The organism is Microcoleus sp. LEGE 07076 (assembly GCF_015207455.1).
Taxonomy (GTDB): Bacteria; Cyanobacteriota; Cyanobacteriia; order Cyanobacteriales; family Microcoleaceae; genus Microcoleus.
Genome location: NZ_JADEWV010000096.1, coordinates 1 through 23753, shown reverse-complemented (window position 1 = coordinate 23753; position 23753 = coordinate 1). Strand labels below are relative to the sequence as shown.

At 47.5% G+C, this 23753-nt stretch carries 14 protein-coding genes and 1 tRNA gene; 9 read left to right on the top strand and 6 right to left on the bottom strand.

Features of this window, described 5'->3' with window-relative positions; genetic code table 11:
• Positions 1-182: 182 nt before the first annotated feature.
• The 8 genes from IQ270_RS16660 (at position 183) to IQ270_RS16625 (ending at position 12245) form a co-directional block, all read left to right on the top strand.
• Complete coding sequence (locus tag IQ270_RS16660; RefSeq protein ID WP_193974280.1) at positions 183-4400, top strand: chemotaxis protein CheB; 4218 nt, start codon at positions 183-185, stop codon at positions 4398-4400.
• A gap of 158 nt (positions 4401-4558) precedes the next feature.
• The gene (locus IQ270_RS16655) at positions 4559-5302 is read left to right on the top strand and encodes an HAD family hydrolase (protein ID WP_193974279.1); all 744 of its coding nucleotides are present in this window, start codon (positions 4559-4561) and stop codon (positions 5300-5302) included.
• A 245-nt stretch (positions 5303-5547) separates the two neighbouring features.
• A complete protein-coding gene (gene gatB / locus IQ270_RS16650) occupies positions 5548-7044 on the top strand; it encodes an Asp-tRNA(Asn)/Glu-tRNA(Gln) amidotransferase subunit GatB (protein ID WP_193974278.1) in 1497 nt (498 codons plus the stop codon).
• A 591-nt stretch (positions 7045-7635) separates the two neighbouring features.
• On the top strand, positions 7636-8802 hold the full coding sequence (locus tag IQ270_RS16645) for a pentapeptide repeat-containing protein (protein ID WP_193974277.1): 1167 nt from the start codon (positions 7636-7638) through the stop codon (positions 8800-8802).
• Between the two features lie 38 nt (positions 8803-8840).
• A complete protein-coding gene (locus IQ270_RS16640; protein WP_193974276.1) occupies positions 8841-9416 on the top strand; it encodes a Uma2 family endonuclease in 576 nt (191 codons plus the stop codon).
• Positions 9417-9497: 81 nt separating this feature from the next.
• Positions 9498-10133, top strand: coding sequence for a Uma2 family endonuclease (locus tag IQ270_RS16635; RefSeq protein WP_193974275.1), 636 nt, complete (start codon positions 9498-9500; stop codon positions 10131-10133).
• 131 nt (positions 10134-10264) lie between these two features.
• Entirely contained in the window at positions 10265-11476 is a 1212-nt protein-coding gene (locus IQ270_RS16630; protein WP_193974274.1) for a pentapeptide repeat-containing protein, read from the top strand.
• Positions 11477-12002: 526 nt separating this feature from the next.
• A complete protein-coding gene (locus tag IQ270_RS16625) occupies positions 12003-12245 on the top strand; it encodes a type II toxin-antitoxin system RelE/ParE family toxin (RefSeq protein ID WP_193974273.1) in 243 nt (80 codons plus the stop codon).
• Between the two features lie 199 nt (positions 12246-12444).
• On the opposite strand, the gene dpdE is transcribed toward IQ270_RS16625, so the two are convergent.
• The 6 genes from dpdE to IQ270_RS16595 form a co-directional block, all read right to left on the bottom strand.
• Positions 12445-15780, bottom strand: a complete 3336-nt coding sequence (gene dpdE / locus IQ270_RS16620; RefSeq protein WP_193974272.1) for a protein DpdE — start codon at positions 15778-15780, stop codon at positions 12445-12447.
• A 139-nt stretch (positions 15781-15919) separates the two neighbouring features.
• Positions 15920-16576 (bottom strand): glutathione S-transferase, encoded by a 657-nt coding sequence (locus IQ270_RS16615; RefSeq protein WP_193974271.1) that lies wholly within the window; start codon positions 16574-16576, stop codon positions 15920-15922.
• 566 nt (positions 16577-17142) lie between these two features.
• Positions 17143-18066, bottom strand: a complete 924-nt coding sequence (locus IQ270_RS16610; protein WP_193974270.1) for a rhodanese-related sulfurtransferase — start codon at positions 18064-18066, stop codon at positions 17143-17145.
• Positions 18067-18120: 54 nt separating this feature from the next.
• Positions 18121-18192: transfer RNA gene (locus IQ270_RS16605), tRNA-Gly, on the bottom strand.
• A gap of 373 nt (positions 18193-18565) precedes the next feature.
• Positions 18566-21154, bottom strand: a complete 2589-nt coding sequence (locus tag IQ270_RS16600; RefSeq protein WP_193974269.1) for a calcium-binding protein — start codon at positions 21152-21154, stop codon at positions 18566-18568.
• Positions 21155-21601: 447 nt separating this feature from the next.
• A complete protein-coding gene (locus IQ270_RS16595) occupies positions 21602-23371 on the bottom strand; it encodes an efflux RND transporter periplasmic adaptor subunit (protein ID WP_193974268.1) in 1770 nt (589 codons plus the stop codon).
• A gap of 54 nt (positions 23372-23425) precedes the next feature.
• Between IQ270_RS16595 and IQ270_RS16590 the strand changes: the two genes are divergently transcribed.
• Positions 23426-23740: a hypothetical protein gene (locus IQ270_RS16590; protein WP_193974267.1), complete on the top strand. Its 315-nt coding sequence runs from the start codon at positions 23426-23428 to the stop codon at positions 23738-23740.
• Positions 23741-23753: the final 13 nt, after the last annotated feature.

The following is a 23753-nucleotide window of genomic DNA, read 5'->3' as shown; positions in this document are numbered from 1 at the left end:
GGCTTAAGTTGACACAAAGCAGGGCACGGTGCGGTGTCCCTACTTAAAAGCCACATCTCATTCTCAAGCGATTTACGTTCTGGTGGCAACTTAAGCTCTAATAAAAATAGTCCGAATTACTTAGCCCCACGCTTACCAGATATGTTTGCTGCTAAATAACTGAAGTCCTGGACTTCATATTTATGACTTCTAATCAACCTTCTCCCGAAAATACACCCGAATTCGCCTCAGCCGCCCCCGACAGCCAACAATTAGCCGAAACCGACGCCCCTTTTCCCATTGTCGGGATTGCCGCCTCAGCAGGAGGGCTCGAAGCTTTCACCGAGTTACTCAGCCATTTGCCGGTAGATACGGGTATGGCGTTTGTGCTGATTCAGCATTTAGCCCCCGATCACAAAAGTCTGCTAACCGAGATTCTCGCCAGACAGACGAAAATGCCTGTTAGTGAGGTAAAAGACGGCATGGCTATAGAGCCGAATCAAGTCTACATCATTCCGCCCAACACCAAGATGGTGCTGTGTAAAGGCGTGCTGCAATTGTCACCCCGCGAGAAGATTTATGGCAAATATATGCCGGGAGATGCGTTTTTTACCTCATTGGCGATGGATCGGGGCCACAAGGCGATCGCCGTAGTATTATCGGGGGGAGACGGAGACGGTTCGCTGGGGCTCAAGGCAATCAAAGCAGCCGGAGGCATGACTTTTGCTCAATGTCAAGACACGGCAAAATTCGATAGTATGCCGAATACCGCTGTCGCTACAGGGAATGTTGATTTTATTTTGCCACCTGAAAAAATTGCCGAGGAACTGGCAAAGTATAGCGGCAGTCCCCTTCTAACTTCGACAATTTCCCTAGCAAAAGTTGAAGACTCGCCCGAACCGGGAGATGCCCTGGCAACTATTTTTGCCCTGCTAAAATCAACCGCAGGCGTTGATTTTAGCCAGTACAAACCCACAACGATCGCGAGGCGCATCCAGCGGCGGATGGTATTGTATAAGCTCGAAAGCTGGGATGATTATACTGAATACCTGCGACACAATGTGGCTGAAGTCACAGCTTTGTATGAAGAAATCTTGATCCACGTTACCAGTTTCTTCCGCGATCCTGAAGCCTTTAAAAAATTAAAAGAGCTGGTTTTTCCCACGATGATCCAAAATAAATCGTCAGAAGCTTCAATTCGGATTTGGGTGGCGGGATGTTCCACAGGTGAAGAAGTTTACTCGATCGCTATTTGCTTGTTAGAGTTTTTGAGGGATCGAAATCTTTCGCCACCGATCCAGATTTTTGCCACAGATATCAGCGAACAGGCGATCGGCAAAGCGAGGTCTGGCATCTACTCAGAAAACCAGATGGTAGATGTTTCACTAGAACGCCGTACTCGCTTCTTTATTCGCGCCGAAGAAGGAGGTAGTTATAGAATCTGCAAAGCTGTCCGCGAATTGTGTGTATTTGCGCGACAAGACTTAAGCAGCGACCCACCTTTTTCCAATCTCGATTTAGTTAGCTGCCGCAATGTGCTGATCTATTTGGGAGAGTCGCTGCAAAAAAAAGTAATGCCGATTTTTCATTACAGTCTCAACGCAGCAGGCTTTCTGTTGTTAGGCAGTTCTGAAAGTACGGGAAAATTTGCATATTTGTTTACTTCTGTCGATAAAAACTCTAAAATTTATGCCAAAAAGTTGACGGCGACTCGTCCCACACTTTCGTTCGCGCCGAGTTCCTATCCCGTCGCTAAAGCTGCTCTCGAACAGGGAATGAATGAAGACAATTCGATCGATAATTTTGACTTAGAGTACGAAACTGACCAACTGATTTTGAATCGCTATGCCCCAGCCAGCGTGCTTGTTAACGAGCAGATGAAAATCCTGCAAGTGCGGGGAGATATCGATCCTTACTTTAGAGTCGCAGCCGGAAAGCCGGACTTAAACTTGCTGACAATGGCAAGGGGAGGTTTGCTTGTGGAGCTTCGCACCGCAATTTCTCAGGCACAATCGCAGAACGTGACTGTTAGGAAAGAAAGGGTATTGGTTGAATGGGGCGGGCGATCGTCTGCGGTGAATATTCAGGTGGTGCCGTTCCAGTCCCACACCACCGCAGCACGCTATTTTTTGGTGCTGTTTGAAGAAGTTTTAGCCCCGGCGATCGACTTTTCCACCGTCACCGCCCAAAGCTGCGATCGAGGTGATTCCGATCCGGAAAATGAGCGGCTGAGGCAGGCGCTTGCCGCCGCTAACCAAGAAAAACTTGCGGCGCGATCACACCTGCAATCGCTAATCCAAGACCAGGAAAATCTCAACCAAGACCTCAAAGTTGCCAACGAAGAAGTCCTCTCCAGCAACGAGGAACTGCAAAGCATCAACGAGGAACTAGAAACTGCCAAAGAAGAGATTCAAGCCACTAACGAGGAACTCACCACCACTAACGAGGAACTTCGCAGCCGAAATATGGAACAAAGCCTGGTCAATAACGATTTGACAAATTTGCTTTCTAGTATCAATATCCCAGTTTTAATGCTGGCGAACAATTTAGAAATTCGACGCTTTACGCCAACGGCCCAGAGAGTTTTTAATCTGATTCTCACAGATATTGGACGACCCTTTAGCGACATCCGATCGACTCTTGATGTTCCTGACTTGGAACCGATGATTTTGGAGGTGATTGATACTCTCCAGACGCAAGAACGAGAAGTTCAAACTTTGTCGGGATATTGGTACAACCTCCGGATTCGCCCTTACCGCACAACGGAAAACCAGATTGAGGGCGTGGTGATGGTTTTGATCGATATTGATGGTCTTAAACGTAGTGCCAGAACCTTGGAGGAGGCCCGAAACTACGCTGAAACCATCGTGGAAACTGTGCAAACGCCTTTAGTCGTGCTAGATGCTGATTTCCGAGTGCACAAAGCAAATCGATCGTTCTATGAAACGTTTCAAGTTTCATCCTCAGAAACAACGCAGATTTCGCTGTTTGAGCTAGGAAATGGGCAGTGGAATATCCCTCAATTGCGATGGATTCTGGAAGATATTCTGCTGAGTGATGTTCAGCTTCAAAACTTTGAGTTGACTCATTTTTGGGAGCATATCGGCTCCAAAACTATGCTGGTGAATGCTTGCAAACTTGAACGAGAAGACCAAGCTTTAATGATTCTGTTGTCTTTCCAGGATATCACCGATCGCAAGCAGTTTGAGACAGAGCGATCTCAGTTATTGGAGCAGGAAAAGTTAGCCCGCCAACAAGCAGAAATTGCTAACCGTGCTAAAGACGAATTTCTGGCGAATCTCTCTCACGAACTCCGCAATCCTCTGACTCCGATCCTGGCGTGGGCACAAATGCTGCGTAGCGGAATGCTGAACGAGGCCGCAGCCGCTCGCGCTATAGAAGTGATAGAGCGCAGCGCGCTGGCGCAATCTCAGTTAATCGAAGATATACTGGATATTTCGCGGATTACCAGCGACAAGCTCGTTCTCAATACCAGTCCGATCGATCTGCTGTTTGTGGTGCAAACTGCACTCGACGGGGTTCAACTATCAGCGGATGCCAAAAACATTAAAATTGTTTCGCAGTTGACTTCTGTACCTGTTTTAGGCGATGCCGATCGCTTGCAGCAAGTTGTGTGGAATATCCTGTCTAATTCGATTAAGTTTACTCCACCGGAGGGACGAGTGGAAGTTGTCTTGGAGCCGATCGAGCATCGCGCTCAAATGCGAGTCACCGACACGGGAAAAGGGATTGCGCCGGAGTTGTTACCGCATATTTTCGATCGCTTCTGCCAAGGAGATTCTAGCAGCACTAAGGCGAATCAAGGGCTGGGATTGGGTTTGTCGATCGTGCGCCATCTGGTGGAATTGCACGGGGGAATCGTGTTTGCCGAGAGTCCCGGGGAGGGACAGGGAACTACAATAACTATGAGATTGCCTTTGCCAGACTCGGCTGAAGTGTTGACAGGGGCGATCAATTTAACGCCAACTGTATCGGCTGCGGGTTCAGATGCTTCTAGCCATACCGTCCCTTCTCTCAAAGACTTGCACATTTTAGCTGTAGACGATCGCAGCGATACCCGCGAACTCTTAAAATTTGTGCTCGAAAGCTACGGGGCTGAGGTTGTGACAGTTGCATCTGCCAGAAGTGCGATGGCTGCTTTGACTGAAAATCCCGGCAGATACGACGTGCTGATCTCGGATTTGGGAATGCCGGAGGAAGATGGGTATTCTTTAATTCGAGCAGTGCGCTCTCTTGCTGAGGCAGCCGGAGGACAAATCCCAGCCGTGGCGCTGACTGCGTATGCGAGCGAGCAAGAACGCAAAAGGGCGATCGAGGCGGGTTTTCAAACACATATTGCTAAGCGTGTAAAGCCTGTTCACCTAGCATTAATTGTTGCCAATTTAGCAGGAAGATTTTAAATGTTTGGGAGATAAGACTCGGCGGTTGAAACCGCCGTCTAGTCTCAGACATCGTTGATATAGACGCGGTTGCAACAGCCGTCCAATCTAAAAACAATTGCCAAAACTAACGCAATATGGGAAGATATAAAACATATAAAATTAGGGAGTTATGATTCTTGGTAACTATTAAATGTCGCGGCATTACTTTTTCCAATATCGAAGCCGTAATCTTTGACAAAGACGGCACTCTAGAAGATTCTCAGGAGTTTTTGAGACTTTTAGGAATTAAGCGATCGCGCTTGGCAGACGCTCAAATTCCCGGCGTGGGAGAGCCTTTACAAATGGCTTTCGGCATCGAAGGCGGCAGCATTGACCCGACGGGTTTGCTAGCGGTGGGGAGTCGCAGGGAAAATGAGATTGTGGCGGCGGGATACATCGCGGAAACTGGCAGGGGATGGTTGGAATCTTTAAGTATAGCGCGCCGCGCTTTTGATGAAGCGGACGAAATGTTTAAAAACGGTGCTACTTCTCCGATGTTTGTCGGCAGTTTGGAAGTGCTGAAAAATCTTTCGGAAGCGGGTTTGAAGCTGGGGATTCTTTCGGCGGCTACGACTGCGGCGGTGCAGAAATTTGTGAAAAATCACGAATTAAGCGAGTGGATTCAGTTAGAAATGGGTGTGGATTCCACGGAACTTAATAAACCCGATCCGAGATTGTTTTTGCAAGCTTGCGAACAACTCGGAGTGAATCCCGCAGCGACTTTGATGGTGGGAGATTCAACGGGTGATATTCAGATGGGTAAGAATGCGGGCGCGGCTGGCTGTATCGGGATTTGTTGGGGAAATGCGGGGGTTAGTCATTTGGAAAAGGCTGATGTGGCGATCGCATCTTTGGATGAAATAACGATCGCACCAGAGTAAACCAAGAATCCCCTCGCTCGACTGCTGGGGAGTTGTCAAAAATCTCGCAGCCGATTCCAAATCCCCCCGGTGCCGACGCAGACGGTTTCAGTCTCAACAAAAACAAGGTTTTGTAGGGGCACGGCCCCTACAAGAGAGTGAAACAGCTTCCTCGACGGCGGGAATCGGGACTGGGGAGATTTGTCAGTTTTCCCCATAATAAAGTTAAAATATAATCTAAAGTTATTCATTTTTTTAGGTTGCCTATGACTGCCGCTGCACCCTCTTCGATAAAAAACCAAACTCAGTACGAAGCCATTATCGGTCTTGAAACTCACTGTCAATTGAGTACGAATACTAAAATTTTTTCCAGTTCTTCTACAGAATTTGGTAATGCCCCAAATACTAACATTGACCCAATTTGTATGGGAATGCCGGGAGTGTTGCCGGTATTAAATCAAAAAGTTCTGGAGTATGCGGTGAAAGCTGGGCTGGCTCTCAACTGCGAAATTGCACCTTACAGCAAGTTTGACCGCAAGCAATATTTTTATCCCGATTTGCCGAAAAATTATCAAATTTCTCAGTTCGATTTGCCGATCGCCACTAACGGTTGGCTAGAAATTGAACTGGTGGACGAGGCGGGAAATTCTACTAGAAAAAAAATTGGGATTACTCGCTTGCACATGGAGGAAGATGCAGGTAAATTGGTTCACGGCGGCAGCGACAGGCTCAGCGGTTCTACTTATTCAATGGTGGATTACAACCGCGCCGGGGTGCCTTTAATCGAAATTGTTTCGGAACCGGATTTGCGATCGGGCGCGGAAGCTGCCGAATACGGTCAGGAATTGCGCCGGATCGTGCGCTACATCGGGGTTGGGGACGGGAATATGCAGGAAGGTTCGCTCAGGTGCGACGTGAATATTTCGGTGCGCCCGGTGGGCAGAAAAGAGTTCGGGACGAAGGTGGAAATTAAAAATATGAACTCTTTTAATGCGATCGAACGGGCGATCGATTACGAGATCGAACGGCAAACTCAAGCTATTGAAAATGGCGAAACAATCATCCAAGAAACGCGGCTTTGGGATGAAAACAAGCAGTGTACTTTCAGTATGCGGATTAAGGAAGGTGCGAGCGATTACCGCTATTTCCCGGAACCAGATTTGCCTCCGATCGAAGTTTCGGTCGATCAATTGCAGGATTGGAAAGCTCAACTGCCGGAATTGCCCGCCGAAAAGCGGCATCGCTACGAAACTCAACTCGCTCTTTCTCCCTACGACGCGCGGGTTTTGACTGACGATAAAGCGGTGGCGGAGTATTTTGAAAAAACGATCGTCGCCGGTGCTGTGGCTAAACAAGCTGCTAATTGGGTGATGGGCGATATTACTGCTTATCTGAAAAATGAGAAACTGGCGATTTCTGAAATTCCTTTCCAACCGCAGGATTTGACCGAACTGCTGGCACTAATTGATGCTGGCACGATCAGCGGCAAAATCGCTAAGGATATTTTGCCGGAGTTGCTAGCAAGTGGCGGTTCGCCAACTAAGTTGGTTGAGAGCAAGGGTTTGATTCAAATTTCGGATACAGGGGCGATCGATCGGGCGATCGATGCAGTCCTGGCCGCCAATCCCAAGGAGCTCGAACAGTACCGGGCCGGCAAAACTAAGCTGCTGGGCTTTTTTGTCGGGAAGGTGATGAAGGAAACCGGCGGCAGGGCAGATCCGAAATTGACCAATGAGTTGCTGGCGGCCAAGCTTGACGGCTGAGGTTCTGCAAAAGTCAACAATTCCGGTTCACCGTCAGGTGAGTTGACGGTTGACTGTTGTCATTAGTTACCAATTCCCAATGCCCTGCGCGGGCCTGCGCGGGCCTGCGCGAGTCAATTCCTATGAATGTTGACTCGATTTTATGATTCCGATGCAACTGGAAACGATATGAGGGGATTGGGTAGCCTCAGCGCGCGGCGGGCGATCGGAAAAACAGATCGCCCAAAGCGCGCTCTGCGATCCCGCTTCATTGTAACTTTATAGTTAATCTACATTTCTTTACAATATCTTCATGTTTGGGGGGTTTAACCCCTCATCCTGATTGTGTTATATTGTGTTATGTAGATGCACCCTGATGGCAGAGAGAGTTACTTAAGTAACTCTCTCTTTTTTTGTCTTTTTTGGGATCGCGCAGGTGGAAATACGGATGCGCGAACACCGGGAGAAGAAGAGAATATGGGAGAATATGGGAGAATATGGGAGAATATGGGAGAATGGGAGATCGAGCCGCAGCGATTGTCGATGATTCATTACCAATTACCGCTTTAACTAGATTAATATCAACTTGAGTTATTCAGTAATTTTGACAGTATGAGCGAACAAGCTAGCGAGTTAATCAAGCAGGGGATTTCGCATTATCAGGCGCGCCAATTTGAGGCGGCGCTGGATGCTTGGCGGGAAGCGCTGGCGCTGTATCGGGAAGTTGACGATCGCCGCCGGGCGGGTGCGGCGCTCGGTAATATGGGCGTAGCTTACGAAGCTCTCTTGAATTACGATCGGGCGATCGACTGTTACCAGCAGCATTTGGTGTTGGCGCGGGAAATTGAGGATCGCCGGGGCGAAGCAAATGCTTTGGGAAATTTGGGCAATGCTTGTTGTGCTCGCTCAGATTTTTCAGGTGCTATTAATTACCAGCAGCAGCGTTTGGCGATCGCCCGGGAAACTGGCGACTCTCGATCTGAGTTGGAAGCTTTGGGCAATTTGGCCCTGGCTTGCGATGCTTCGGGAGATTTACCTGGTGCGATCGAATCTTATCAGCAGCAGTTGTCGATCGCGCGCGCCCACAACGACGATCGCGTTGAGCGCAGTGCTCTCAAGAATTTGAAGATTGCTTACAAGCATTTAGCAGATTACGAAAAAGCCGACGAGTACCGGCAGCAGCAATTGGCGATTCTGCGGGAACTATTTTTAATAGATACAAATAATAATTTTATACAACTTGCAGAAACAGTTGGTTTGAATCCCGTCGAGGATTTGGCTGGAGCTGATTTAAGCGGTTTTGACTTGCACTACGCTGATTTGAACGGTGCGGATTTGCGCGCAACCAACCTCCAAGGAGCCGATTTAACCTTGGCCGATCTCAGCGGTGCTTTGCTGAGCGCTGCTCTGTTAATTGATGCTAATTTGTGCAACGCTAATTTGCGGGATGCTGAACTCAGCAGCGCCAATTTGAGCCGTGCAGATTTGCGGACAAAGCTACCGCGGGCAAATTTGAGCGGTGCAAACTTAGTCGGCGCTAATTTGAGCAGTGCTTATTTACCGAATGCAATTTTAGTAAATGCAAATTTGACTGACGCTAATTTAAAAAATTCTGATTTAAGCGGTGTTGATTTGAGCGGTGCGAATTTAAGCGGTGCTGATTTGAGCCGCGCTGATTTGAAAAATACCGTAGTAAAAAACACGAGGTTTTCTGGTTGTTTGGGAATTGCGGAATCCGTAAAAATTGAATTGAAGGCACGGGGCGGGATTTTTGAGTAGAATCAGAATGTTGGTAATTTTAGAGGGTAATAAAAGCTATGACTGCCGTAACTGCAAAACGATTCTCCATCGCCGAATATCACCGTTTGGCAGAACTGGGTTTTTTTGAGTCCGATGACCGAGTGGAATTGATTCGCGGAGAAATTATCAAAATGGCTGCTAAAGGTACGTTTCACTCTGTTTGTAATTCGCGGGTATTTGGAAAATTGTACTCCATCCTGGGAGAACGAGCGATCGTGCGCGGTCAAGAACCGATTATTTTGACGGATGATAGCGAACCGGAACCTGATGTGGTGATTGCGCGCCATCGTTCCGATAATTATTTATCTTCTCACCCAGAAAGTGCCGATATTTTGTTGGTAATTGAGGTTTCTGATTCGACTTTGAAGTACGATCGCAGAACTAAGTTATCTCTCTACGCTGAATCGGGAATTGCTGATTATTGGATATTTAATTTGGTAGATATTCAACTGGAAACCTACAGCGAACCTTATCAAAAACAAACAGGTAGTTTCGATTATCGAGTCAAACGAGTGGTTTTGCCGAACGAGTTTGTGGTAATTCCCGGTTTTCCAGAGTTGTCTCTGGATTTGTCTTTGGTGTTTCCCGGCTAGGCTTCCTGCGATGATATAATCCAAAAGTGCGATGGCTGCTTCCTTAGCTTGCGCCTGCGAACTCTTCACCAAAGTAGCACTATGACCGCTCAAACTCTCGCCCCGCCCCAACAAATTGTCCAGCTATCGGGTATCAGTTGGCAAACCTACGAAAATTTGCTTGCCGAAATTGGCGATCGGCAAATTCGACTGACATACAATCGCGGCAATCTTGAAATCATGGTACCATCTCCAGAACACGAACGTTTCAAAGAAGTATTGGGTCGATTTGTTGAGACCTTAGCTGAAGAATTAGATGTGAAAATTGAACCTCTTGGTTCTACCACATTTAAGCGTCCTGAACTTAGCGGTGCAGAACCGGATAAATGTTTTTACATCCAAAATCTGAGTGCAATTAAAGGCAAAAAAAGAATCGACATGGATCGAGATCCGCCACCGGATTTAGTGGTGGAAATTGATATTACCAGCCGTTCGGAAAATAGCTTGCAGGTTTATGCGGATTTGGGAGTGCCGGAAGTTTGGATTTATAATGGAACGCGGCTCAGAATCAACAGATTTGAAAATGGAGAATACGTTGAGTGCGACATCAGTTTAGCATTTCCCAGCTTGCCGATATTAGAGATAGTCAGATTTTTGGAACAAGCAGAAACAATGGACTATTTGGAATTAATTAAAGCATTTCGGGCTTGGGTAAGAAGCCAAATTCAGCAAAATTAATGACTTGGCGATCGCATCAAACAAAATTTACAATTTAAACCCGCGATAAAAAGCTGTGTTGCGATCGATTAGAGATGATAAACTAATTTAAATATCAATTACAATCTGGCAGAGCCAGCACTTCTCCCGATATGCGATCGCTAGAGTCTCACAACAAATACCCCGATTGCTTGTGGATGCAATTAGAAGCAATTCCAGTGCTGTCCGTTGGAACTCAAACTCAACAGCTCGACATTCACTTGAGCCTGAATTTTAACGAGCATTGGGAACCCCTGCTCGGCGGTAGGGTCAAATTTGGCTTGCAAGGCGGGACGCTCAAGCTCAATCTGGAAAACTGCGAAATTCCCGTAGCATCGCGTCAGTTAGTCGGTGATTTCAAGCTGTCGCCAATAGAAGAAACGCAGCCAATTCAAATCTGTAAAGAAGTTTTATTTGCAGAAGATCCGCAGGTAGTTCTAGACAGCGAAAATGCGGAAAAAATTAAACAAACTGATTGCACTTTGTGTCGCGTTTCCACAATAGGAGACGATACAGCACCTGCTTGGGTTTTTGCATTAGAGCGCGGCAATCCAGTATTAAAAGGTTTGCTAAAGAGTGCTAAAATAGCAGAATTTGCTGCCAAACCACTGCGGATCGCAGCGGCTTTTGAAGTTGCGAAAGAAGATATTTATTTAACAGATGCGGAGGGTTTGTGGCCGCACGATATTACGCCAAACCAACATTCGGTTTTAGAAAGAATCTTGATTGTATATTTGCAAGAAAATAAATTCCAACCGGCTCTCAGTTGGGCGCTGTTGTCCTACAATTTGCCTGCGGTGGAACAGCCTGATGTGGAAATTGCGCCGGAAGCCCAAGCCCAATTGCAGGAAATGGTCGATCGCATTATCTCTGCTGAAACCGACAACTTTGCAGAGTTGGCAAAAATCGCCAATCTCAATCCAGCGCGGGATTTCGCGGGGGGTAGCTTGCGCGGAACTACTTTGAGTACAGTAGATTTTAGCAGTGCAAAGCTCGATCGGGCAAACTTCCGAGGTGCAAACTTAAACGATGCCGATTTCAGCGACGCCAACCTGCAAAATGCCAAATTTGGCGGTGCAGATTTGAGCGGTGCTTTCTTAGGAAATGCCGACTTGAGTGGCGCAGATTTGCACCGCGCAAGTCTGGCTTTAGCAAACCTCAGCGGAGCAGATTTGAGCCGCACAAATCTCCTGGAAGTTAACTTAACAAATACTAATTTCAGCGGTGCGAATGTCGAGTCAGCAAGGTTTGGGAATAACTCAGGACTTGCGGAGGATGAGAAGGAAGATTTACAGCAGCGGGGAGCGATTTTTGAGGAAGTTTAGTCCGTAAGTGCGAGATCCCTTTCATCCATCCGCATCCCTCTTGGCACGGGCATCCCGCCTGTACGATGGCTTCAAAAAAAAAATCCCGCGATATCTTTTCCGGTTGCATCCCAATCATAAAATCGAGTCAACAGTTAACACTCAACCATTCAGTTTTTCGACCCGCCCGTCATTCGATTTCAGATTTTAGATTTTAGATTTTGGAGGCGACCCCACAGATAAATTCGGGGGCTTGAGGATTTGAGATTTTGGATTTTGGATTGATTCGGCGGATAAATTGCGTGGCGGGTATCACCTTTGAAATTCGCACGGTCAACAGCCAACAGTCAACAGGTAGGGGCGGTGCCAAGAGTGCCCGCCCTTTTTAACAGTCAACAATTTCGCAGGAGTGCAACTGGAATTGATATGAAGCGTAGCTATCCCGTAGGGAATCGACCACCATCAAACCTTGTAAAAAAAATCGTTGACTGTTGACTGTTGACTGTTGACTGTTGACTCGAATTTATTATTCCGATGAAGAGAGTATTTGATTTTAAAAGCTCTTAAAAGTTCGCCTGCTTTTGTGCAAATCAAGGAGTTTGCTTTTGCGGAAATTCCCAATGTTAATGATTTACAGACAATAGTTAACTTAAAAAAATTGAAAGGCGATGATAATGCGTATCGGTTTCGGGTTGGCGACTATCGAATAGGTTTTTATTTTGATGGCGAAACAGTTACTTTTGCAAGAGTTCTTCACCGGAAAGATATTTATCGCTACTTTCCACCCTAAAGCTGTTTTTAAGAAACAATTTGATTAAATAAAGAGCGATCGCCCTTTTATCCATATCCGTACATCCTAGCACGGGCAAGATACCCGTGCTTCCGAATCAGGTCAAAAAGAGCGAAGGAGGCTCTTCCTCCGGATCTGCATTACCAGGCTCTTCCTAGTAACGAGAAATCGCTTAAGTTATTAAATTTTCATTCCTAGATTATCCCTCCTCCTCAGATTTCACAGGAGCACGCCCAGAAATCACAATAAATCCTACCGATTCAAGAGTCAGGTGCGGGCGGCGAATTCCCGCTAAAACGGCTTGACTCAACGCACTTTCGGTACTAATTTCATCAGCCAAAACCAATTCTAAAAGTTGTTCCGATTTAGAAAGTCGGTTCAAGCGCAATTGCAATTGATTGACTCGGTTTTCGAGTTGAATTGCTGCACTGATAGCGGAATTATTGCACGTTTCCACAAAAGCCTCGCGCCCACGCAGCAATTGCTCAGATACCGCCCGCCCTTTTTGGCAAAAATCATCCCAATCCAGCGGATCGACAAAACTGTCAAGCATCGAAGTACGATTTTTAGACAAATTGTAATCCCGATTCGGCCCGCCTTTCCCCTTATAAGCCCGCTGCAAAATTGTCAGAACTTCGGCATCTTCCACCAAAGACATCTGCTCGTCGCGAGCATCTACATACACAGTTTCAAAAGTTGGGATTGACAGAGCATCAGCCCGCCGCTGCAAAGCTTTTAAGTTGTAATTTTCGATGTTTTGTGCTTGCAAAATTTTCGCAGCAGGCTCCAGATCCGTCTGGATTGAATAATTAAACTGAAAGCCAAACCACTCTTTCCCAACGGCTGCATCCCAACTTTCATCGTGTCGCCACATCGCAAAAGCTTGACCCCGATCGTCCCAGCGAATGTAAGAGCCAAGTGCATCGATCAATCCCTCTCCAATGCGGTAAAGAACTACATCGGTATTCTGATGAGCAATGCGGCGGTTGTAACTGCCGTATTGCTGACAGTAAGGAATCAATCGAGTTCTCAAATCGTTTGATGGAATCAAGGTTTTTTGAGTAGGTTGATAGCGGATTAATCCCGATATTTTCGGATGTTCTATTTGTTTGAAGTGGAGGGCTTGACAAAGCCAACCTTCGGCAGCTTGCTGCATTTCTTTGTGACGTGCATCGCAGTTGTCGAGGGATTCAAAATACTGAGATGCGCTGTCATCAAGAGTGTCAATTTCATCTAACACGTACTGCGCGTCGATTTTTGTTTTCTCTTGTTGGATTTCATTCTTGATTGCTGCTATTTCGCTGCATAAGCCTTTTGCTCCCTCAGCAAACAACTTTTCTTCAAGTTCGACCGCTTTTTGGTTCGCATAAAACTGAAGGCTGGCGATAGATTTGTTGAAGATATCAAAGCCGTCTTTTAAAACTTGAAACCAAGCTTCGTGGGGACTGTCGGGCAAATCCGGGCCTGCAAACAAACAAAATTGCACTCCCATTTTGCTCCCAATGCGATCGACTCTGCCGAGTCTTTGTTCTAATTGGTTGGGAAACCAGGGTAAATCGAAGTGAATTAACCAATCTGTCAATTGCAGGTTTACGCCTGTTTGCGCCGATCGATCGCACACTAAGATAAAACAATGCGGATCGGTCTTAAACCGATGGAGACTAGCCTCAACATCATCCGCTGATTTGCCCGTGTCGTGACTGGCGATCGCCTTTTTACCAAAGATTTTAGCTAAATTTTCCGCAATCTCTTGACAAGCGGTCGTAAAACTCGTGAAAATCACAATTTTCGGGAAACGCTCGCCCGGAATCGGTCGTTTAATTTGCTGTTGAATTCTAGATAGCAAATCGCGAGGATTGCTGTGATACTCGCGCGGAACCTTCAAAGCCAATGCCAAAAATCGCAAAATGGCAATTCGTAACAACGAGAGTCTATCCTGTCCTTCCTGGGGCTTTTGCAGCGTGTCTAGCAAGGTTTCTAGCATTTCCTTTTCTTGGGGAAACAGCGCTGTTTTGCTCAAAATTGCGCTGTCGCTTTGTCCGAATTCGCGATCGAGTTCTGGAGTTGATTTTTTCTGCAAGCGAGCTTTGACAACCCTTTCCAAAACATTCAACCAAGTACCCGAAGCGCGGAAAAACAGCAGAAAAATTCTCTGATATTCGCTGGATTTGGGAGCAGCAGCGCGCCATTTATCGAATACGGTTTGAATTTCCGACCACTGTTCGTCATTGAGATCGTACTCGGCTTTGGGGACAGCATCGCGGTCAAAAATCACATCTTCCACCGCTTCCCGGCGGTTGCGAAGAATGCGGCGGTGGAGGCGGTAGGTATCGCTAACGTGAGTGCGAATAGTTCGGACAAGACGAGATTGTTCTGCGGTTTCTGCGGTTTTCAAACAAGTTTCTAACTCATTTACCAATCCTAGCAAATAATCGTCCTTTGCAAAAAGAGTGCGGAGTTGAGCGAGTTTTGTTTGCAAAACAGCAGGCGTCGCACTTTCTCGAAAATCTAGCAATGCGCGACCAATTTCCTGACGGTTCTGCACCCCTTCTTTGAAACTTTCTAGGTCATCCAGACGGTAAGTAGTAGGTTCTAACAAGTGCAGCATCGTTAGAAAATCTTGCTCGCTGCCGCTGACTGGCGTTGCAGATAATAACAATAAATTTTTGCTTTTGTGAGCTAGTTTCTGGCAGAGTTCAAAGCACTGCTGCTGAGCGCGATCGCCCGAATTAGCCATTGCCGCCAGATCCTGCGCTTCATCAACAATCAGAAAATCCAGGTTGATGTTGCGGCTAATTTGATTGATTTCGCTAATAGCAACAAGCTGCACTCTATCAGCAAAATGAGACAAATAGAATTTATTTTCTAACTCTTGTCGCCACTGTTCGAGCAAATATTTGGGAACCACTACTACAGCGCGTCCATCGGGTTCGTCTAGCAGAAATTGGCGCAGAATAGTCCCAGCTTCTACAGTTTTTCCCAGTCCTGCTTCGTCTGCCAACAAATAGCGCGCGATCGGGTCTTCTAGGATGCGCCGGACGACTTCAACTTGGTGCGGGTAGAGCTCTATGTTAGCAGAAATTAATCCGGTCATGCCGCGGCTGACGGCGCGCTGTTCGATCGCAGATTGCACAAAAGCCAAACGGCGATCGTGAAAATACGGCGTTTCCTGGCCTTTGACTGCTAAAATATCGATCGGATCGGCGATCGGGATATTGCAGCGGACGTAAAGTTCTGACTCAACAGCCTGCAAACTTTGGCTGTCGGGGAGGTCAATTTCGTACTCTAACTTATCTTCATCCCAGTCATAAACTCGACCGATTATCCATCTTTCGTGAGTTGTGCTCCAGAGGTAGCAGCGGGTTTGTCGCTGAAGTCTAGCTTCTTGCAGCAAACCCAAGGGTATAGTTTTGCGGAAGCGATTTTTTACTGAACAAAAATATTCAATCAAGGCATCGGTAGACGATACCTCGACAACTTTTCCGATTCCCAAATCGTTTTTGGGCGATCGAACTAACGAACCAACCTCAATCATAATTTCAGCCTGACAATACTCACTAGAATACATTAACGCTTGAGGGACAAAAATAACATTAGTTCAGGTTCGCAGTCAGGACTTTAGTCCTCTCTTGGATGCGGACTAAAGTCCTGACTACAAACCGGTTGATAGATAATTACGATCGCCCAAAAACAACGCCGGCACTGCCAGATTCCCATTTTGGGTATTTCTGCATGACGCTAACGTAAATTTCCGAGTCAGCAAACGCCGTCAACCAAACTTGTAGAGGCTGCCAAGGCTGTTGGTTGAACCAATCTTGATCAGTCCCAGCAAATTGACGCACAAAAGGTGCGATCGCGCGATCGGCCAATGCTACATTATTACCATACAAATATTTAGTCGCGTTTAACTTTGCATTGAGTTTTTTCAAAAACAAAGCACCTTCATACCGATGCACTCCGGCATCAACACCTGCATAACGTTCCGGGTATTTATAACGGTCAAGATGATATTTAAACCCACCATCAAATTCAGCAATTAGTGCTAGCATTTCTGCAACAGAACCTTGTTCGGGAATCAACCATTTTTCAGGATCGTGTTGTCTCAACGCCCACAACATGATATCGATACTTTCATCCAGTACCCGCCCGTCAACATCAATCAATATCGGTACAGTACCCTTGGGCGATACATCTAACATTTCTTGTGGTTTGTCTCGCAAAACAACTTCCCGCAACTCGCACACCCGATTGCTAACCATCAACGCCAAGCGCGCGCGCATAGCATAGGGACAGCGGCGGAAAGAATATAAAATCGGGTATGTTGGTGACATATAGTCAGTAGTTAGTTGTTATTTGTTATTTGTTATTTGTTGTTTGTTAGTTGTTATACCATTTTTATAAAGATGTGGTATAGATGAAATCTTAGCCCCCCCGCGAGTTCGGGGGGGTTGGGGCGGTAATATCTAGCGCTACTTTATGAAATTGGTATTAGTAGTCATTAGTCGTCAGGAAGAATGAAGGCTTTAGAGTCAGAAACCGGGTTTCTTTCGAGATTTTACGCCATCCAACCAGAGTTTTCAGAGAAACCCAGTTTCTTTCAGCTTAGGGTCGAAAATTTAATAACTTAAACACCTCCTACCGTCCTCTCTCCTGTAAGTTGCTTTCCTCGAAGGAGGCAGAGCCTCGCCTATCTGCATTACCAGGCAGAGCCTGGTAACGAGCAATCGCTTAAGTTATTAAATTTTCATTCCTTAGTGTTAATACTAATTAATCTATAGCGGTTCAATCGCGTGGTGAGGATAGCCCTATGCCCTATGCCCTATGCCCTATGCCCTATGCCCTATCCCGGATATCACCTCATCTTTCGCTAGAAAATCTATATCCCATTATCAACTTTTTACTTAACATCATAGCGCGCGCCAATATGTGTTTGATTGCGACGCTTAGCCAGCTCAATCTGACGTTGCCGTTCAGATAAGCCTTGTTTTTTAGCTTCAGTTTTCGAGTCATGACAATGAGGACAACTCACGCCCAGCACAAATAATTCAGAAACCTGATCTTCTGGACTAACTGGGTGACGGCAACCGCGACAAAGTTCGTAGTTACCAGTCTTTAATTCATGAACAACAGAAACCCGTTCATCAAACACAAAACATTCACCTTCCCAGCGACTTTCTGCAGCGGGCACAGTTTCCAAATATTTTAAAATTCCGCCCTCAAGGTGATAAACTTCATCAAAACCTTGAGAACGCAAAAAAGCAGTAGATTTTTCGCAGCGAATACCGCCAGTGCAAAACATTGCTACTTTTGGTTTATCACGCAAAGCAGCTTCTTGCAGCGCCCATTCTGGCAAGTCAGAAAAGCTTTTTGTGTGGGGATTAATAGCCCCTTTAAAAGTACCCATAGATACCTCGAACTCATTGCGTACATCAACCACCACAACATCAGGATCGTCAAGTAACTGATTCCACTCATCAGGCTTGACATATTTGCCAGCCATGACACGGGGATTAATATCTGGTATCCCCATCGTGACGATTTCGCGTTTCAAGCGTATTTTCAGGCGATAAAACGGTGCTTTTTCCGAGAAAGATTCCTTGTGAACCAAATCTGCAAAACGCGAGTCACTTCGCAAAAATGCGAGGACTGCGCGCACACCTTCTGACGAACCGGCGATCGTCCCGTTGATGCCTTCTGCGGCCAACAAGATAGTGCCTTTGACGTTGTGGTTGTTGCAACAATCGAGCAGGGGTTTTTTGAACTCAGCAAAATCCGACAGTTCAACGAACTTATATAATGCAGCGGTTAAGAAATTAGCCATAAATTGAATCGATCGCACTAATTAATTTTCAAACTGTTCTGAAAATTCAGTCAAAGCGGACGGTGGGACTCGAACCCACGACGTTCAGCATGGGAAGCTGACATTCTACCACTGAATTACGCCCGCGCTTAGGGTTTTTTACCTGCTTTCACTTTTTTTTGCTGTGGAGGCATCGCGGTAAAAAACGACTAGAAAACTATTGTACAACTATTTTATGATTTTGAGTCTACCATTTTGACGATCGATTTTGCGCGAAGGTCGATCGCCCGTCCCGACAAAATTAGTAGGGTGCGTCAGTTGGGAAAGCCCGAGTTTTTGGTACTAGCCTAAAAACTGACGCACCGTACAGCTATGTTAACCCGATCGCCCGTCCACTGCACAAAAAAAGTCCTGCACCAAAGGCAGGACTTAATTTAACTTAAATTTCTCAGTCTCAAGCCAGAGAAACTTCCTTTAACTTGATCGGCAGTTTCAACCGCCGGTCGATCGGCCTCAACGCTTAAACAAAGCGCAAAGAATTGCTATCAAGGCCAAAACCAGAAACAGGTTGGACGATCGCGATTAACTCATCCGCACCCCCAGTCTTCTTGAAAATAGCAGCACCCTCCGGCAATCCAGCGGGAGAAGCGCCGATCGCGTAGGTACTCCGAGCACCTTGAAGTTGGATGATATCTTGAGACGGATCGTAGCCGACAATCAAAGCGTAGTCGCCTGCGCCAACGTTTGAATCAATGCCATCGTTGTAGTAGAACTCTGTGGCATTTCCCAGCAAGAAGGTATCGCTACCTTCAGCGCCAATCAGCGTATCAACTTCGCCGCGGCCGGGATTAGCAGCAGCATAGTCAACGCCGATCAGCAAGTCGTTGCCTTTTTGGCTGTAAAGGAAATCGTTGCCAGTACCGCCAAACAAAACATCATTATTTTCACCGCCGTAGAGAGTATCGCTACCCTCGCCGCCCAGCAAAGTATTGTTGCCGAGTTCCCCTGCGAGGACATCGTTACCAGCGCCGCCAAATATCAAATCGTCAGCTTTGCCGCCCAATGCGGTATCTGCGCCGTCGCCGCCGACAAGGGTGTCATTGCCGAGGTTGCCAAACAAGAGGTCGTTGCCGACATCGCCGAATAAGCCGTCATCGCCTTTGCCGCCAAATACGATGTCGTCGCCGCCATTGCCTCCCACGGTGTCATTTCCAGCGTTGCCATACAAGATATTGTTGGCTTCGCTGCCACCGATCGCGTCGTTGCCACTGGTGCCCAAAACCTGCGGCAATTCGCTTGGTGCGGGCCTGTTGGTGAATGTGGGTGCGATCGGCTGTGCGATCGTCTGTGCTGCTGCGGGCGTGAAATTTGTTGGAGTGGTTCCGCCCGGTGTTGGAGTCGTTGCTGGTGTTGGAGTCGTTGCCGGTGTTGGAGTCGTTGCCGGTATTGGTAGTCTGATAGGTGTTGGCGCGGTTGCCGCTGGAGTTGGCGTTGTCGCTGGAGTTGGCGTTGTCGCTGGAGTTGGCGTTGTCGCTGGAGTTGGCGTTGTGACTGGAGTTGGCGTTGTGACTGGAGTTGGCGTTGGTGCCGCCGTAGCCTCTGTTAAATTAGCAGCCAGAATCGCCGTACCCGATAAATTGGCCACAGTTTCAATGAAGCCAGCACCCGCAACAGTCGGGGATGCCCCGAAAAAGTCTAAAATCACAACGTCATCGGTAGCCCTGATGATGCCGTCTTGATTGGTGTCGATGGCTAAACTCGTGCCTTGGCGGCTCAATCCCAGAGTACCTGATGACAGCGACAGCGACAGCGCAGTGCTGGTACTGATCTGGTTGTTAAAATCCACAAAGTCTAAGCGATTGATGCCGCCAGTATCCTGAATTTGAAGTTGACTCTGGCCGTTATCCCGCAGCAAATAGCGATCGTTACCTGCACCGCCTCGCAGCGTATTTCCACTGCCAAATCCAGCACTGAGCGTATCATCGCCAACACCGCCTTCTACAATGCTATTACCGTTAGAACTAAGATAGTCATTGCCCGCACCGCCATCGATGGTTGAAGAGAAACTTCCAAAAAGTGTGTCGTCTCCATCGCCGCCGACGAGGCTACCGCCACCATTGAGAAAGTCATTGCCCGCACCGCCATCGATGGTGTCAGTGCCATTGAAGCCACCAATCAGGGAGTCATTGCCCCCACCTCCACTGAGGCTGTCGTTTCCTTCACCGCCAGACAAAGTATCGTTGCCTTCTAAGCCGGAGATAATGTCGTTGCCCGCTAAGCCGGAGATGTTGTCGTCGGCTGAGGTGCCTGTCAGGTTGTCATCGCCTGCTGTTCCGGTGAGCGCATTAGTTCCGGGTGCCGCCGTAGCCTCTGTTAAATTAGCAGCCAGAATCGCCGTACCCGATAAATTGGCCACAGTTTCAATGAAGCCAGCACCCGCAACAGTCGGGGATGCCCCGAAAAAGTCTAAAATCACAACGTCATCGGTAGCCCTGATGATGCCGTCTTGATTGGTGTCGATGGCTAAACTCGTGCCTTGGCGGCTCAATCCCAGAGTACCTGATGACAGCGACAGCGACAGCGCAGTGCTGGTACTGATCTGGTTGTCAAAATTCACAAAGTCTAAGCGATTGATGCCGCCAGTATCCTGAATTTGAAGTTGACTCTGGCTGTTCGCCTGCAACAAATAGCGATCGTTACCTGCACCGCCTCGCAGCACACTCCCAAATCCAGCACTGAGCGTATCATCCCCCGCACCGCCTTCTAAGATGCTATTACCACCACTGAGAAAGTCATTGCCCGCACCGCCATCTAAGGTACTAGATCCAGAGGCTAGCAGGGTGTCGTCTCCATCGCCGCCGGCCAGGCTACCCCTTGCATTCAGAAAGTCATTGCCCGCACCGCCATCGAGGGTGTTATTGCCAAAGTCGCCAAAGAGGGAGTCATTGCCCGCACCTCCACTGAGGTTGTTGTCTCCTTCACCGCCAGACAAAGTATCGTTGCCTTCTAAGCCCGCGATGGTGTCGTTGCCCGCTAAGCCGGAGATGTTGTCGTCGGCTGAGGTGCCTGTCAGGTTGTCGTTTGAGGATGTACCAGTCAATACTGCCAATGTTTTTTTCCTGTTTGGGATAAACAGGTGGGGGCTAATTTTGAGATTAAGCGCCACACCTTATTTATCTATCAGGACTTTTCCACAAAAATTATGCAAATTGTCCAAAAAACTTTTTTTAGGCAAATATTGTTTTATTTTCGACGGAAAATGCTATATTTTTTTACTGGTTTTTTTGAAAAAATTGACAACATCTCTGTCGCGTCAAAGTTAAAGTTTGATTTTCCCTAGTCTACACAAGATGGGGATTTTATGGAGGAGTGACAACTGACGGGGAAGGGCGGGTTTATGAGATTACTGGTTTGAGGCTGTTATTGTCTGTAAAACCCGCCCCTTGTATCTACACACCAACTAATAACTAATAACTAATAACTAACAACTAAGAGGGCGGGCACGGGGGCACCGCCCCTACCAATTAACAACTGCCAACTGACAACTGCCGAATGACTATTTAACAACCTTAACCCGATCGCCATCCTGAAGATAACCAGCCCCAGAAACAACCACGCGATCGCCCGCTTTCAGCCCTTTTTTAATCTGAACCCGAGCAGCAGTCAAATCGCCAACCGCACCCCCGCTAATTTCCCCAACTACCACCGGCTGAGCCTGCACCTTGTCCTCGCCCACAAGTTTATAAACAATAGAACTGCCGTCAGACTGCGGTAAAATAGCCTTAGCAGGAACTTTCAAAGCTTGCGCCGCCGCTGTCACAATCGCAGCGCGCAAAAACATTCCCGATCGCAAAAACTCGCTTGCCGGCAAATCAACCTTCACCGTAGCTTGCCGATTTTGCGGGTCAACTAACGGCGAAATCTCTCGCACAGTTCCTGACAACTTAATCCGCTTATCAGAATCAGAACTAATCTGCACTGCTGTTCCCGGCTGCACTTGCGAAATCTGAGTTTCCGGCACTTTCAATTGCAGTTCCAGCTTATTTCCCCGAATAATCGAAAATAGTTTTTGACTCCCCGAAGAAACATCACCAACTCTACCAATTCTTTCAGCAACAATACCGCTGTCCGGCGCTCGAACTGTAGTTTGTTCAAGTTGAGTTTCCAACTGTTCGACTTGTGCATCATTGCTGCGGACACTTGCTGCGTTGTTCCCCACATTTGCTTTAGCGCTGCTGACAGTTGCCGCCGCCGTATTCACAGCAGCGCGGGCACTGCTGAGAGCAGCTTGCGCCGTACTGATATTAGCTTCGGCATTAACTACTTTAGCTTTAGCCGATCGCACTTCTTCGGCCGCCTTGTTCTGTTCTTCCAAAGCTTTATTCAGATCGGCCTTAGCTTTATTCAAATCTTGAACAGCAGTTTCTCGTTCAGTTTTACGCTGTTCTAAATCTTGCTGGCTGATTACTCCCTGCGCCGCCAAATTTGAAAAGCGCTCTACTTCTTTTTGAGCTTGAGCTAATTTAGCCTCGGCCGAAGCAATTCCCGCTTTAGCTTGATTCACACCAGCTTTAGCTTGATTCACATCGGCTTGGGCTTTGCCAACACCTGTTTTAACTTGCGCTAAATCAGCGACAGCTTTTTCAACGCCAGCGACCGCTTGAGCCACACCCGCTTGCGCTTCTTTTTGGGTTGACTCAGCTTGCTGCACCTGAGCTTGCGCTTGTTCTACCGTAGAATCCGCCGATTGTCTTTTAGCAACCGCCCCGGCAATTTGCGATCGCAGCACCGAATCATCCAAAACCGCCATTACCTGATTTTTTTCTACCGCATCCCCTTCCTTCACCAAAACCTGCTTTATTTGCAAACCGTTAGCTTGCGGCAACACCGGCAGCAAATCGTAGGCGACCACGGTACCCGTCGCTTCCACAGTTTGAGCCAGCTCTACAGATTCCGCAGGCGCGACTGTCACAGTTTGAGCCTCCGCCTGCTGAGCCGGCCCTGGGGCTGTAACCGCCGGCCGCGCGTTCTTGAGGCCAGCAGTCAAGTGTACTGCTAGCAGCGTTGCAGCTACGCCAATGCCTGCCCCAGCCAACACGGCCGGCCACCTGATGCCTTTGCTGCTGGGAACTTCTGACTGTTCCCCATCCATTTCTGGATTTTCTAGGGGTATTTCTCGTTCATCTTCCCGATCGTCCAAGTGCCAGCTAGAGTCGTCTGAGACCTCACTTTCAGGCGCGTCGGCTGCCGAGTTCCTGTCGCGCCCGCTCTGCACGGGAGTAAGAGGTTGCTTTTCTTCCGCTTCTGAAAAAACTTGATTAGTCACGCTGGTTCCTCTCGCCGGTTTAAGCCTTGGGTTTTTTAATATTGTAAAGAAAGATTGCAGTTTCTATATCTAGTTGATTTTAGCGGAGGGTGGCAGCAGTTGCGCCTCCTCCTTTCGGGTGAGCGTGACGGCATTTCAGGTGCAATGGCCAATCCGAGGAAAGTACGATCGACAGTTAATTCGCTCCCGAACCCGGCTGGCCCTTCCCCTCCCACCAGCATCTCCGGCTTGCCAAAAAGCATTTTTTTAGGCATCGCCTGCATCGGAATCATAAAATCGAGTCAACAGTTAACACTCAACCATTCAGTTTTTCGCCCCCCAGTCAACAGTCAACAGTCAACAATTATGTATGAGTGCAACCGGAATTGATATCATTCAACCC